15 protein-coding genes and 1 tRNA gene are annotated in these 13,901 nt (G+C 37.6%); 14 read left to right on the top strand and 2 right to left on the bottom strand.

Annotated elements, in window-relative coordinates; genetic code table 11:
* Positions 1–85 precede the first annotated feature (85 nt).
* From ACSVDJ_RS12975 to ACSVDJ_RS12930, 10 genes are all read left to right on the top strand, one after another.
* The gene (locus ACSVDJ_RS12975; RefSeq protein WP_094835889.1) at positions 86–310 is read left to right on the top strand and encodes a helix-turn-helix domain-containing protein; all 225 of its coding nucleotides are present in this window, start codon (positions 86–88) and stop codon (positions 308–310) included.
* Between the two features lie 141 nt (positions 311–451).
* Positions 452–901 carry a MarR family winged helix-turn-helix transcriptional regulator gene (locus tag ACSVDJ_RS12970; RefSeq protein WP_439169932.1) on the top strand — a complete coding sequence of 150 codons (450 nt, stop codon included), beginning with the start codon at positions 452–454 and terminating at the stop codon, positions 899–901.
* A 10-nt stretch (positions 902–911) separates the two neighbouring features.
* Complete coding sequence (gene racE, locus ACSVDJ_RS12965) at positions 912–1,709, top strand: glutamate racemase (RefSeq protein WP_439169933.1); 798 nt, start codon at positions 912–914, stop codon at positions 1,707–1,709.
* Positions 1,710–1,810: 101 nt separating this feature from the next.
* Positions 1,811–2,857: a GerMN domain-containing protein gene (locus tag ACSVDJ_RS12960; RefSeq protein WP_439169934.1), complete on the top strand. Its 1,047-nt coding sequence runs from the start codon at positions 1,811–1,813 to the stop codon at positions 2,855–2,857.
* Positions 2,858–2,965: 108 nt separating this feature from the next.
* A complete protein-coding gene (gene rph, locus ACSVDJ_RS12955) occupies positions 2,966–3,706 on the top strand; it encodes a ribonuclease PH (RefSeq protein ID WP_439169935.1) in 741 nt (246 codons plus the stop codon).
* Between the two features lie 14 nt (positions 3,707–3,720).
* Entirely contained in the window at positions 3,721–4,329 is a 609-nt protein-coding gene (locus ACSVDJ_RS12950) for an XTP/dITP diphosphatase (RefSeq protein WP_439169936.1), read from the top strand.
* On the top strand, positions 4,326–4,832 hold the full coding sequence (locus ACSVDJ_RS12945) for a metallophosphoesterase (protein ID WP_439169937.1): 507 nt from the start codon (positions 4,326–4,328) through the stop codon (positions 4,830–4,832). Before ACSVDJ_RS12950 ends, ACSVDJ_RS12945 begins: the two co-directional genes overlap by 4 nt.
* A gap of 145 nt (positions 4,833–4,977) precedes the next feature.
* Positions 4,978–5,054, top strand: a tRNA-Arg gene (locus ACSVDJ_RS12940).
* A gap of 139 nt (positions 5,055–5,193) precedes the next feature.
* Entirely contained in the window at positions 5,194–6,153 is a 960-nt protein-coding gene (locus ACSVDJ_RS12935) for a tyrosine-type recombinase/integrase (RefSeq protein WP_439169938.1), read from the top strand.
* 200 nt (positions 6,154–6,353) lie between these two features.
* Complete coding sequence (locus ACSVDJ_RS12930) at positions 6,354–6,956, top strand: recombinase family protein (RefSeq protein ID WP_439169939.1); 603 nt, start codon at positions 6,354–6,356, stop codon at positions 6,954–6,956.
* A gap of 858 nt (positions 6,957–7,814) precedes the next feature.
* Here the strand turns inward: ACSVDJ_RS12930 and ACSVDJ_RS12925 are convergent.
* Complete coding sequence (locus tag ACSVDJ_RS12925; RefSeq protein ID WP_439169941.1) at positions 7,815–8,024, bottom strand: hypothetical protein; 210 nt, start codon at positions 8,022–8,024, stop codon at positions 7,815–7,817.
* Between the two features lies 1 nt (position 8,025).
* A complete protein-coding gene (locus ACSVDJ_RS12920; protein ID WP_439169942.1) occupies positions 8,026–8,229 on the bottom strand; it encodes a hypothetical protein in 204 nt (67 codons plus the stop codon).
* 346 nt (positions 8,230–8,575) lie between these two features.
* Here ACSVDJ_RS12920 and ACSVDJ_RS12915 point away from each other — a divergent pair, with 346 nt between their 5' ends.
* From ACSVDJ_RS12915 to ACSVDJ_RS12900, 4 genes are all read left to right on the top strand, one after another.
* Positions 8,576–8,740, top strand: a complete 165-nt coding sequence (locus ACSVDJ_RS12915) for a DUF5659 domain-containing protein (RefSeq protein WP_518619008.1) — start codon at positions 8,576–8,578, stop codon at positions 8,738–8,740.
* A 50-nt stretch (positions 8,741–8,790) separates the two neighbouring features.
* Entirely contained in the window at positions 8,791–9,645 is an 855-nt protein-coding gene (locus ACSVDJ_RS12910; protein ID WP_439169943.1) for a replication initiator protein A, read from the top strand.
* 702 nt (positions 9,646–10,347) lie between these two features.
* Positions 10,348–13,050 (top strand): class I SAM-dependent DNA methyltransferase, encoded by a 2,703-nt coding sequence (locus ACSVDJ_RS12905; RefSeq protein WP_439170038.1) that lies wholly within the window; start codon positions 10,348–10,350, stop codon positions 13,048–13,050.
* 139 nt (positions 13,051–13,189) lie between these two features.
* A complete protein-coding gene (locus ACSVDJ_RS12900) occupies positions 13,190–13,711 on the top strand; it encodes an NUMOD4 domain-containing protein (protein WP_518619007.1) in 522 nt (173 codons plus the stop codon).
* The last annotated feature ends 190 nt before the right edge of the window (positions 13,712–13,901 follow it).

Below are 13,901 nucleotides of genomic sequence, written 5' to 3'. Positions count from 1 at the left end.
AATCCTCACCTTTTAACATATGATACCGTAACGGCCGTACTATCTGTGTTGAGAAGCTGGCGGAGGCGAGGAGGGTAAATGTCAAGTGAGGGAGCACCGCTTTGTTCGAAAACCACTTTTAACGAAAAGAGAAAAAGAAGTGTTTACGTTACTAGTTCAGGATAAAACAACGAAGGAAATCGCAGAAGAATTATTTATTAGCGAAAAAACTGTTAGAAACCATATCTCTAATTCCATTCAAAAGCTCGGTGTGAAAGGTCGTTCACAGGCAATTATTGAATTGTTGCGTATGGGTGAGCTGAAGCTTTAAGAAGAAAGATGGCGTTGAACGTTCACGCCATCTTTTTTGCGTTTACAAGGAAAGCCGAGCAACCCTTGCATTTTTTCAAAAAAAAAGAGAAAATATAGGAATATACATGAAAAGCAAAAGAGATTGAGGAGTGCAAAAGGAATGGCAGAAGAGCTAGACTGTTCGTCTGAATTTGTTGCGGAAATTGAAAAGGAATTGCGATATATAAATGTGATCATTAAGCAAAAAGGCCGCGAAATTTTGAATGATTATCATATTACGCCCCCACAGTTTATTGCATTACAATGGCTGTTTGAGGAAGGGGATATGACGATCGGTGAGCTATCAACGAAAATGTACTTAGCTTGTAGCACGACGACTGATTTGATTGATCGCATGGAAAAAACAAAGCTAGTTGAGCGGGTAAGAGATGTGCATGATCGACGAATTGTTCGCATTCATTTATTGAGTGAAGGGTTGCGAATTATTAATGAAGTGATTGCGAAGCGCCAGCTATATGTGAAGCAACTATTAATGGATTTCACGATGGAAGAAGTGGAATCGCTTAAACGAAACTTACAAAAAATGCATCAAGAAATGAAAGAAGAATGAGGCGAATGTGTTGAATAGACCAATTGGAGTCATGGATTCGGGAGTCGGTGGATTGACTGTAGCGAAAGAAATGATGCGCCAGCTCCCGAATGAAACGATTTATTATACTGGAGACACCGCTCGCTGTCCGTACGGTCCACGGCCGGCTGAGGAAGTGAAAGCTTTCACGTGGGAAATGACCCGCTTTTTGCTTGAAAAAAACATTAAAATGCTCGTCATTGCCTGTAATACAGCGACAGCGGTCGTGTTAGAGGAAATACAAGAAGCGCTTGATATTCCGGTCGTTGGTGTTATACGCCCTGGGGCAAGGTCCGCGATTAAACATACGAAAAATGATCAGATCGCGGTGCTAGGAACGATCGGAACGGTCAAAAGCGGTGCATATGAACACGCATTAATGGCCATTAACGATCATGTGGAAGTCACTTCTATCGCTTGTCCTAAATTTGTTCCGCTCGTGGAAAGTGGTGAGCATAAAAGTGCAATGGCGAAAAAAGTGGTAGCTGAAACATTAAAACCGTTAAAGCATACGTCCGTTGATACGGTCATATTAGGGTGTACACATTATCCATTACTAGAAACAGTCATTGCCAACACACTTGGTGATCAAGTGCAAATTATTAGTTCGGGAGAAGAGACGGCTCGTGAAGTGAGTGCAATTCTTGACTACCAGCAAATCCAATCGAAGGTGAAGGCTTCTCCTCATCGTTTTTTCACGACGGGTTCTAAAGAGCTGTTTGATCGAATTGCTTCAGATTGGCTACAAAATAAACAACTACAAATTGAAACGATCCGCTTAGGCCGCTGAGTGGATCGTTTTTTTTGCTAGAATAGAAGATTTTATTTGACCGGTTCTAACTTGATGAATGGCTCGTATATTTAGTACAAACAGCTTTAGGAGGGGTCATTATGCTCAATAAGAAAATGACAGCTGTAGTCGCTATCTTGATTGCTGCGGTTTATGCTGCTGGATGCGGCTTGCTATCTGGGGAGAAGAAGGAAAAGATAGATCCACCGCAATCAGTAACGTATACCGATAATTTGACAGGTGAGGAACAGTCGCTGACGAAGCAAGATAAAAATATGGTGATGACGGAGCTTTATTTAATTGATAAAAACGGTTACGTCGTTTCACAGACGCTGCCCCTTTCCAATACAAAAAGTTTGGCCAAGCAGGCGCTAGAACATCTCGTAGTGGAAGGACCAATTACTAATATGCTGCCGAATGATTTTCGTCCTGTATTACCGGCAGGCACTCAAGTGCAAAGTGTGGATGTTCAAAAGGGAGTAGCGACCGTTGATTTCTCACCTGAATTTAAAGAGTATGCGAAAGAAGATGAAGCTCGGATTGTACAAGCGGTGACATGGACATTGACTCAATTTGATTCGATTAATCGAGTGAAAATGAGGATTAACGGACATGAACTGAAGGAAATGCCGGTGGCGAACATACCGTTACATGCGAAAGGAATGACTCGAAAAGCGGGAATTAACTTTGATACGTCCAACGTGGTCGATGTAGCCAATACAAGACCAGTGACGGTATATTTTATGGCACAACAGGGAGACAACTATTATTATGTCCCTGTCACTAGACGGATTGCGAATAGTGAAGAGGATCAAATTACAGCCGTCGTAAAAGAGCTGACGAAGGGACCAAAAGCTGATTCAGGATTGGTCACAGAATTTATCCCACAGGCCGAGCTACTTGAACGTCCGATTGTGAAGGATGGGCGGGTGACATTGAACTTTAATGAAGCTATCCTTGGTAGCATGGAAAATAAAATGGTGTCTGATCACATATTAAAGCTGTTGGCCTTGTCGTTAACAGAAGACGGTACGATTGAAAGCTTAGCGATCCAAGTGGCAGGAAGCTCGGAGATTATTACTGAAAAAGGGGAGCCTCTTAGCAGTTCAGTGACAAGACCAGAATTTATTAACCCGATTGGCTTGTGAACAACGAAATTTACGCTATTATATAGTAGTAGCGAATGAAGGAGCAGCATCCTTGCTTGCGCGGAATCAGACAAGCGAGGATGCTTGTTCAATTAAAGGAGGAGCCACATGAGAGTTGACGGTAGAAATTATAATGAATTGCGTAAAGTACATATAGAGAAAGATTTTCTAAAGCATCCGGAAGGCTCTGTACTGATTACAGTAGGAGACACACGAGTCATTTGTACAGCGAGTATAGAAGAGAGAGTACCACCATTTATGCGAGGAAGCGGAAAGGGATGGATTTCTGCTGAGTATTCGATGTTACCAAGAGCAACAGAGCAACGTAATATTCGTGAATCATCTAAAGGAAAAGTATCTGGACGCACGATGGAAATTCAACGTTTAATTGGCCGCGCGTTGCGAGCGGTGGTGGACTTAGAAGCGATTGGTGAACGTACCGTTTGGGTCGATTGTGATGTGATTCAAGCAGATGGTGGCACGCGCACGGCATCGATTACAGGAGCCTTCGTGGCGATGGCGATTGCTTTAGATCGTTTACAGCGAGAAAAAGAATTGCCAACTTTCCCAGTGACGAGCTTTTTAGCAGCAACAAGTGTTGGGGTCGTCAAAGATCACGGAGTCGTGTTAGACTTGAATTATATTGAAGATAGCCAAGCGGAAGTTGATATGAATGTCGTGATGACAGGAGCTGGTGAATTTGTTGAACTTCAAGGAACCGGAGAAGAAGCGACGTTTTCAATGAAGGATTTGCAAAGCTTGCTAGAGTCTGCTCAGATCGGTTTGAAGGAGCTATTTAACATTCAAGCGTCTGTTCTTGGTGAGATTGCCGACAAAATCAGTAAGTAAAAAGGAGACGCAAGATGGACACAGTCATTATCGCCACAAAAAACAAAGGAAAAGCGAAGGAGTTCGCGGAAATGTTTGCTGCTTTCGGAATGAAGGTGGAGACGTTGCTCGATTACCCGGAGTATGCCGATGTAGAAGAAACAGGGGAAACGTTTGAGGAAAATGCGATCTTAAAGGCAGAGGAGATCTGTCAGTTAACAGGCCGCCTCGTTATTGCTGATGATTCTGGCTTAATGATCGATGCGCTAGACGGTCGCCCTGGTGTCTATTCAGCTAGATACGCAGGGGAAGAGAAAAGCGATGAGGCGAACATTCAAAAAGTGCTGGAGGAGCTTCACGGTGTTGCTAGTGACAAACGGACGGCTCGCTTTTATTGCGCGTTAGCGATTGCGATGCCTGGGAAGGAAACCGCAACAGTCGTCGGCACATGTGAAGGTAGAATTACGGAAGAAAAACAAGGAACGAATGGCTTCGGCTACGATCCGATCTTTTATGTGGAGCCGTTTGAAGCGACGATGGCAGAACTTGCGCCTGAAACGAAACACAGCATTAGCCATCGTGGCAATGCGTTGAACAAACTAAAAGAACAGCTACCTACTTTGCTTGAAGGTGCAGTGAAATGAAAGTATTAATCGTCAGTGATAGCCACGGCTGGAGTGAAGTGCTACAACAGTTAAAAGAAAGATATGAGCATCAAGTCGATGCGATGATCCATTGCGGCGATTCTGAGCTGTCAGCGAATGATCCAGAGGTGGAAGGATATTTTATCGTGCGTGGCAATTGTGATACCGAAAATCAATTTCCATATGATATTATTGAAGGTGTAGAAGGAAAACGAATTTTCATCACACACGGCCATCGTTATAATATTAAAATGTCTTTAATGAACTTGATGTATAAAGCGAAGGAATATGCAGCTGACTTTGTGTTTTTCGGTCACTCGCATCTCGTTGGAGCGGAGCGCATCGATGGCACGATATTCGTCAATCCAGGTAGCATCTCCTTCCCACGTGGACGTAAAGAAAAAACATATGCCATCCTTGAAGTCGATCACGACACGACAACCATCTGTTTTTATGACGAAACGCATCAAGAACTGCCCTCGCTGCGACAAGTATTTCAATGAATACACTCCGCCAGCAGACAACATCTGCTGGCGGAAATTTGATAAAAAAAAGAAAAAGAATTTTTTCTTTGAAATAGTGTTGACATATAATATATATCTTGGTATTATAATAAATGTCTTCAAGATAAACAGACAAACAAAACGTGTCCCAGTAGCTCAGCTGGATAGAGCAACGCCCTTCTAAGGCGTCGGTCGGGAGTTCGAATCTCTCCTGGGACGCCATTTAAACTTTGAAAAACTCAATAACCACAACGGTTTAACGCAGTTAGGGATAACTATAAGGTATCGAACCTTTATGAAATATCCCCGAAAAATCGTTACATAAATCAACTTCCAAATATATTCTTTGGGGGTTTTTATTTTGACTAAGAAAAAAGGAATCTTTGATGTTTCAATAAAAGCGGAGTTATTGAAACCGAAAGAACAAATTGCAAAAGGAATGAATGCTGAAAAGGCATTATCCACCATTCACCGACAAATGACATTAAACGGTTATCGAGAGCGAACACTAAAGGATTACAATGTGATATTCAATCATTTTCTTGAAGCAACTGGCATTAAGTATCTCGAGGAAATAACGGTTGATACAATTTACAAATGGTTGGACAGTATGAACGTCTCCGCTTCAACCAAAAGTATTCGGTTAAAATGTCTGAAAGCGGTATTGAGCAAATGTTATAACAACGGTTGGCTGCCGACTAAATTTTGGTTGACAATACAAATAAAGGTCGATAAAAAAATCAAAACTGGTGCAAAGCAAAACGATTTAAACGTATTGTTATCCTTGTTGGACACTTCCACATTTATCGGTCTACGAGATGCGGTAGCGATATTAACGCTGTATAAAACAGGAGTCCGTATTAACACATTAGGGCAAATTCGAGAAAGTCATATCAACTTCAATGACAAATCATTAAACCTTGATGGCTCCATAATGAAAAATCACAATACACTTAAGTTGCCACTAGATGAACAATTGATTGAATTGTATAAAGTCCTCATTGAACAAAATGAAAAAATCCGCTCCTATTACAAACAGGATAATGATTTTATATTCATCACTCAACGAGGAACAACGATTAACACCAAAAGCACGAATAATGCAATCTCGAAGCAATTGAGCAAATATGCCAAACGATATGATTTACCGAATATTAACGCTCACGCAATCCGTAGGGCATATGCAAAGAGTTTATACGATAAAGGAGCAAATATTGCATTAATCAGTAAAGCGTTGGGACATTCCAACTTGGCGGTTACTACACAATATCTTGACTTGGAACCAGATGAAGTGGCGGAAAATTTAAGAGATTTCCTATAAGTTGATACACAAGGGATTTCCGAAAGCGGAAGTTCCTTTTTTTATGTTCAAGAAGGTACACCTTAATGAACGGAATTAAATTCCGTTTAGAAACGTCCATTTATTAATGACAATCAATCTTTATGAACGTCCAAAAACTCTTTGACCTTTTTAAACGCTGGTCTTATATTATTCGTATCAATCAGAAAAAGGTGATAATCATGGGAATCAATTTTGGATATGTTCGTGTATCAACAAAGGAACAAAATCTAGACCGACAATATGAAGCGTTAAAACAATATGTGACCGATGAAAAATATATATACAGTGATAAGGCAAGTGGAAAAGATATGGAGCGTGAAGGTTTTCAAAATATGCTAAAAGCAATGAGAAACGGAGATACACTTTACATTAAATCAATAGACCGCTTAGGACGTAATAAGGAATTGATTAAACATTATCTTGAGTATTTCAAAAAGGAAGGTATCAGGGTGAAAATCATTGACTTGCCAACAACCATGCAAAATGTGCCAGAAGGACAGGAATGGGTCATTGATATGATTAACAATATTATCATTGAAGTATATACGTCTATGGCGGAACAGGAGCGGAACAATATTAAACAACGACAATCTGAAGGAATCGCAGTAGCAAAAGCAAAAGGCAAACATTTAGGACGACCAGCAGTTCAACTGCCCGAAGCATGGGATAAATTATATAAGGAATGGAAAGCAGGGAAAATAACCGCTGTTGAGTTTATGGATGAAGTCGGAATGAAAAAAGGAACCTTTTATAACAAAGTTAAGGAATACGAAGCAAAGTAAGCATTCAAAAAGGGGCGTGATTAACGGCTCTTTTTTTTATTGGTAAATAGCCCCTACCGATTAGAAAAAATGCTGAGTAGAGGAAAGGACCAGTCCTAAGTTGGTGTAAAAAAATTCGATTCCCTTAATTTACTTTTGGCAATCATATCCCCACCCCCCTCATTTAAATATAGGTGCAAGAAGGAAGGACCAAGGTGACATCTGTTGGCACCAGAGGTACCGAATGGACTTTCTACGGTGAAATCCGTTCCTAATCGTTCAGTATGACGTTTGCTGTTGATTCTAATAGAGATAATAAGGAAATTGAATTGAACGAATGCTGACACATCTAGTGCGGTTATTTTAAATAAAAAATTTACTCCGTTTGGTTTACAATTTTAAAATCCTCACTACAATGATTTCATCAAAGGAAAACAAAACGAAACGGAGGGATGAATGAAGTCATTCGAAACAATGCTTCTATCAGGTGAACGAATCGTTCAGGCAATTTTTCAGTCATTTCAAATTATTTTGAATATTAATATTCAATTTCAAGAGGTGTAAACATTGTTTACCTCAGGTGAAACGTATATTGTACGTGGCAGACCTTTGAGCAAATAAAAGCCGCTATATACAATGTATATAGCGTGTCACTAACATTATTCACAATGGGAATCATCAAATCGTGGGTCATGGCACATGAATTCCTTTTGCATGGCCTCGATTGCTTCTTTTCTGATTTCTGCTCGTTCTTTGACAATTTCATAACGTTCATGTTCAGTTTCATCGTAGGGGAACGTTTGCACCAATACTGAATAGAACATCAATCCGTATATTATAAACACACCAGAGACCAAGCAAATGGTTGTAGCGTATGTTCTAATATTCTTCAAGAGACTCACCGATGTATTCTTGACCGTTTAACATGGCAATATCACGTTCTATTTGTTCATTATGTTTGAAAAAATAAACCTGATACTTTGAATTGTTCCTGTTCCGAGCGGAGTATTCAAGGTCGTGCCCTAACTTTACAAGGTCAATCATTAATTGCTTTTTATATACGAGTTGCATTCTTTGTTTCTCTTCCATGCTATTTCACCAATTCATCAAGTATCAAAGCGAGATTAGGTTCATACTCCGCTATTTCGTCAGCAATCCGTTTTAAATGTTTTCCTTCAGTTATGTCATTACTCCGTTTTAACTCGTGAGCAATCGCATTCAGTGTGTTCAGTAATTGTGGCAGTTGTGATTCATAATATTTTCTTCCGTAATGTGTCTCATGAAATTGTGTCATGTTATCATCTCCATTTACTAAATATTTGCAATACTACACTATTATGTATCACCAAACATTTGCTCTCAATCTACAACTGTCCTCATTATGCAAATAATTATACGTCATAAATCTATCCTCATTTTGCGTATAGATTATTTCATCTGTCCTCATTTTGAGGCGAGTTGTGTCCTCATTTTGAGGCACAAATAAGAACGTTAAATAAAAACATTATGGAAAGTTCGCTCCGCTCATTTCCGCATCTGTTCTCCCTGATGGGAGATTATTGAAATATATTTATAAAAATATTAATCACAACCTGCTAATTTAAAATCAATCAATATAATAACTAATGAGGTGAAATGAAATGTCAATGAAAAGAATTTTCAATAAGGATATTGCAATGTATTTAATCAGAAATGGACACGAACTTATCAAATGTGAACCGCACCGCAATAACAAAACAACTATTTTTATTTTTGAAAAAACGGAGCAGTTAACCAAAGATTTAAATACGTGTTTATCATTTTAATTGATTGAAGCAATCTCCATTCCACATAAACATTCCAAAGGAGAAAAAATATGAAAACAAAAAATTATATCACACAGGCATATATTGATATGCTCAAAAACAAGGAGAAGCAAACAGGATTGTATTATGCAACTCCGAAAGTAATCGTAAAAGGCGATAGATACCGTAAAGCATTGAATCCCACAGAAAAATTGCTTTATCAAGAACTCTGGGACTTGTCAATGAAGGCAGCACATAAAGGCCAATATGATGAAAAAGGTCGAGTATATGTAAAAACATCATACAGTTTTCTTGCAACAGCAATAGGGGTAGATGTATCAACGATTGACCGAACAATCAATAAACGAAAAACATTATTCCTTGTAGGATTGTTGTCCTTTAAAAAGAAAGGCAACAAAACAGAACACGAATATTATGTAATGGCACCAATTTATGAAGGAGCAGATGAACAACTTTTGCATACTGATAAAGCAACATGGAATATGCTTAAGGAAGTTCAACAGTTTGCTAATAGAAAAAATTCAAACCGCTCCAATAAACAACAATTGGAAAATGAACAACTTGAAAATGAGCGGGAAAATGATTTGCCAATAGATTATGCAGAACATGAAGTGCGAAATCGCCAAGATTTTCCTGATATTGATGATGCTGTTGAAATTCCAAAAGACGATTATGAAACGCTTATGAAAAAAATTCAGACATTGGGTATCAAATATCATAAACAAGGTCGTAGAGCAGAATTGACCGCTATTGTGGAAAAATACTTTGGTGTAGGCGGATTAATAACAGAAGCAACTGAAGATGATTTACTCAATATGCAGTTAGCGTTTGATGAAATGCAATCAACCGCTCGTGAATTAAGATTATTCCTTAACGTGAAAAAAGTAGTAAAGTATGTCAATTAACATTGGCATACTCACTATACATCACTGCTTGACGAACTACGATACTTAATGATTAATTAAATAAATCCTAATCACTGGGATTTTGTTGAAACAGTGACACAAGCAAATGAGGATAGGATATGTCACTGATAGCCCCCTAGGTCTTTTAAAAAACGTAATAGAGAGGAAAGGACCAGAGTGAAGGAGAAGTGAAAAAATTGATTCCCTAAATTTAGTTTTGGCGACCTTGTGAAATTAACGTATGTTTAGTGATTAAGAATCACATGAAAAAAATTATCGAAAATTTGTACAGTTATTAACGTAGAAGACCGAGCAAACACGCACCACCAATGGATTTCTTTCCCCATCTATTCCCTTTGATTTTCCGAAGCATTATCAAAAGTCATATACACCAAAGCAAAATGACGCTACCACCATGTGAAATTCACAAAGAAACGTGTTAAAAATTCATTAAAAAGTATCAAAAAATGATGGAAAACCTATGGAAAATGAACGAAAATGCCACGTTTCTGCAAGATAATAGATGAAGATGGTTATCAACTAAAATATGAATTTTACTTGTGTTTGCTACATGATTGTAGTCTGTGTAATAGACTTGTAGTCCGTCTGTAAGTAATGAAGCACATTTTTCATTTTTGTAGTAAAATTTAACCAATGGGAAATTTATATACATAATGCAAAATGGGGGCAATAAAATTGGCAATGTTAGATTGGAAAGAAATACGAAGCAGGTCAATTAGTTTCATTAATGAATGGAAAGACGAAACTAACGAAAATGCAGAAGCAAAGTCTTTTTGGAACGATTTTTTTAACGTGTTTGGTATATCAAGAAAGCGGGTAGCTACATTTGAAGAAAGAGTAAAAAAGCTTGATGGAAAAGACGGATATATTGACCTTCTGTGGAAAGGTGTATTGTTAATTGAACACAAATCACGAGGAAAAGACTTGGAAAGAGCGTATAAACAAGCTAAGGATTATTTTCCTGGATTAAAAGAAGCAGAACTTCCGAAATACATATTGGTATCAGATTTTGAGAAATTCGCTCTTTACGATTTAGAAACAGATGATAAAAGGACTTTCACAATAGAACAGTTTCATCAAAATATTGAACTTTTCGGTTTTATAGCAGGGTATCAAAAACAAGAATATAAAGAACAAGACCCTGTTAATATTAAAGCGGCTGAAAAGATGGCCAAGTTGCATGATGAATTAAAAGAAGTCGGATATTCGGGGCATGATTTAGAAGTTTATCTTGTCAGATTGTTATTCTGTCTATTTGCCGATGATACAGGGATATTTGAAAAAAATATCTTTCGTGATTACATAGAACAGAACACTAAAGAAGATGGCAGTGATTTAGCATACCATTTGGATGCAATATTCGATACTTTAAACAAACCTAAAGAAAAACGACTAAAAACATTAAGCGACTCGTTAAATCAATTTCCATATGTTAATGGAAAGCTTTTTGAAGAAAGATTGTCTCCAGCTGCTTTTAGTACGGAGATGCGTGATTTATTCCTTGAATGTTGCTTGCTTGATTGGGGTAAGATTTCACCCGCTATTTTTGGTTCAATGTTTCAAGGCGTAATGAAACCCGAGGAGCGAAGGGAGCTAGGGGCACATTACACAAGTGAACAAAATATCATGAAGGTTATACAACCATTATTTTTGGACGAACTAAGGGCAGAGTTCAATTCCGCAAAAGGTAACAAAAAGAAATTAGAAATATTTCATGAGAAAATAGCAAGTCTAAAATTTATGGACCCAGCGTGTGGCTGTGGTAACTTCTTGATTATCGCTTATCGTGAATTACGACTTTTAGAGATGGATGTATTGAGGGAATTAACAAAAGGGCAAATGTCCTTGCATTTGGAATTTTTAATTAAAGTGAATGTAGAGCAGTTCTATGGTATTGAACTTGATGAGTTCCCAGCACAGATTGCACAAGTAGCACTGTGGTTAATCGACCATCAAATGAATATGCAAGCAAGTTTTGAATTTGGTCAATATTTCGTAAGGATACCATTAACATCAAAGCCGAATATTATAAATGATAATGCCCTAAGAGTAAATTGGGAGTCTGTTGTTTCTAAGCATGAACTTAATTATATACTTGGCAATCCACCTTTTGTCGGAGCAAGGTATATGTCTGATAATCAGAAAAAAGACCTTCAACAAGTGAAAGAAGGATTTCAAGGTATTAACGATTTAGATTTTGTATCTGGCTGGTTTCTAAAAGCATCTGATTATATCGGAGGAACAAAAATTAAAGTTGCTTTTGTTTCAACAAATTCAATAGTACAAGGTACACAAGCAACAATTTTATGGAGATACATTTTCAATAATAGGGGTCAACATATTCATTTCGCCCACCAAACTTTTAAATGGACAAATGAAGCAAAAGGTAGAGCGGCAGTATTTTGTATTATTGTTGGCTTTGCGCAAGAAAAACCAGCAAATGCAGTAATTAATACATATCCTGCTGTTTCTGGAGACCCTGTTGCTACGAAAGCAGATAATATCAATCAATATTTACTTGACGCTTCTCAAACATTTATCTCAAAACGTAATGAACCTCTTTCGGCAAAAGAAAAAATGATTTATGGTTCAATACCAGCCGATGGAAAAATATTTTTACTTAGCGAAGAAGAGATGAAAGAATTTATTACAAAGGAGCCACTTTCTGAAAAATATTTCAGACCTTATGTAGGCGGTTATGAATTAATAAATAACAAAGTAAGATATTGTTTGTACTTGAAGGAATGTCCTCCAGCCGAATTAAGAAAGATGCCTTCGGTAATGAATGTTGTTCGAGAAGTTGCCGAATATCGTAAGGGAAAGAAAAGGTATGTAAAATTAGCAGATACACCGACCTTATTTGGCGAGGATAGAGTTGTAAACGAGGATTTCTTAGGTATTCCTGTTGTTTCCTCAGAAAATCGTGAAATAATACCAATCGCATATTACACAAAGGAGTATATTAGTAGCAATCAACTTTTCCAAGTTCCGAATGCCACTCCATATTTATTTGGTATCTTAAATTCTGATATGCACATGGCGTGGATGAAAATAGTTGGTGGTCGCTTGAAAGGTGATTATCGTTATTCAAATTCATTGATTTATAATAACTTTATTTTCCCTGAACCAACGGAACAACAAGCGAAAAATATTGAAAAACAAGCAAACAATATCCTAGAGGTGAGGAAAAAATATACAATGTATAATACCTCACTCGCTGACTTATACGACCCATTAACAATGCCAGTAGATTTAAGAAAGGCACATGATAAATTAAATGCAGAAGTTGATAAAGCATATCAATTCAAAAAACAAATCCGTACTGATGAAGTACGAGTAGAGTTTTTGTTTGATTTATACGAAAAACATATAAAGAATGTATGATTTTAAATGACTTCCTTTGCTTATTGCATTGGAAGTTTTTTATTTGCATTCTATTTAAGAAAAAAATTCGCAATTAAAATTCCGCTTTTCCTTTCCATTTTGATTTTCTTCAATACAACAATATTGAGGTGAGATGATTATGGAAAAGGAAATATGGAAACCAATTAAAAAATTCCCTGAATATGAAGTAAGCAATCTGGGTAGGGTACGGAGTTACAAATTAGGAAAACATGGTGAAGTATTGAAACCACGCAAAGCAACCGAAAAGAAACCATATTATTTTTTAAATTTATTAAATGATAAGGGGAAATATCAACTTGTAAGAGTGCATCGTTTAGTTGCGTTTGCTTTCGTGCCTAAACCGATTGGTTGTAATATCGTTAATCATTTAAATGGAAACAAATTGGACAACGTAGCAACGAATCTTGAATGGACTGACCATGCAGGAAACAATCGACACGCTTATGAAACTGGTTTAAGGGTAGGACCGTCAAGAAAATTCAGAAGAGTAGCAAAGGTGTTAAACGACAAAATTATAATAACATATCCGTCAATAGCACAAGCGTCTAGGGAAAGCAATATTAGTGATACATCCATAAGGCGTGCTTGCACAGGACAAGCAAACACTGCTGGTGGATACAAATGGGAATTTGTTGATTAGAACAACCACCTTCGTTATAATATGTAAGAAGTTGATTTTCTAACTGAGTTCGTTCAAAGTTAGAATACCTTGAGATTGAAAAACATTGGTATTCATGGTGTGCTGACATAATTACAAAAATGAGCATTTCAAGTCGGTCGGGAGTTCGAATCTCTCCTGGGACGTAATTGAAAAGCGGATTTGTACGCTT

This window comes from Bacillus sp. Hm123 (genome assembly GCF_051842975.2).
In the GTDB taxonomy this organism is placed as follows: domain Bacteria; phylum Bacillota; class Bacilli; order Bacillales; family Domibacillaceae; genus Bacillus_CE.
Note: the sequence above shows the minus strand (reverse complement) of the source record. Positions and strands in the feature narration are given on the sequence as shown.

Excerpts from the sequence above, each read along its gene's own strand:
- ACSVDJ_RS12970 (WP_439169932.1), top strand. The coding sequence starts at position 452 with ATGGCAGAAGAGCTAGACTGTTCGTCTGAATTTGTTGCGGAAATTGAA.
- ACSVDJ_RS12960 (WP_439169934.1), top strand. The coding sequence starts at position 1,811 with ATGCTCAATAAGAAAATGACAGCTGTAGTCGCTATCTTGATTGCTGCG.
- rph (WP_439169935.1), top strand. The coding sequence starts at position 2,966 with ATGAGAGTTGACGGTAGAAATTATAATGAATTGCGTAAAGTACATATA.
- ACSVDJ_RS12950 (WP_439169936.1), top strand. The coding sequence starts at position 3,721 with ATGGACACAGTCATTATCGCCACAAAAAACAAAGGAAAAGCGAAGGAG.
- ACSVDJ_RS12945 (WP_439169937.1), top strand. The coding sequence starts at position 4,326 with ATGAAAGTATTAATCGTCAGTGATAGCCACGGCTGGAGTGAAGTGCTA.
- ACSVDJ_RS12930 (WP_439169939.1), top strand. The coding sequence starts at position 6,354 with ATGGGAATCAATTTTGGATATGTTCGTGTATCAACAAAGGAACAAAAT.
- ACSVDJ_RS12925 (WP_439169941.1), bottom strand. The coding sequence starts at position 8,024 with ATGGAAGAGAAACAAAGAATGCAACTCGTATATAAAAAGCAATTAATG.
- ACSVDJ_RS12920 (WP_439169942.1), bottom strand. The coding sequence starts at position 8,229 with ATGACACAATTTCATGAGACACATTACGGAAGAAAATATTATGAATCA.
- ACSVDJ_RS12915 (WP_518619008.1), top strand. The coding sequence starts at position 8,576 with ATGTCAATGAAAAGAATTTTCAATAAGGATATTGCAATGTATTTAATC.
- ACSVDJ_RS12910 (WP_439169943.1), top strand. The coding sequence starts at position 8,791 with ATGAAAACAAAAAATTATATCACACAGGCATATATTGATATGCTCAAA.
- ACSVDJ_RS12905 (WP_439170038.1), top strand. The coding sequence starts at position 10,348 with ATGTTAGATTGGAAAGAAATACGAAGCAGGTCAATTAGTTTCATTAAT.
- ACSVDJ_RS12900 (WP_518619007.1), top strand. The coding sequence starts at position 13,190 with ATGGAAAAGGAAATATGGAAACCAATTAAAAAATTCCCTGAATATGAA.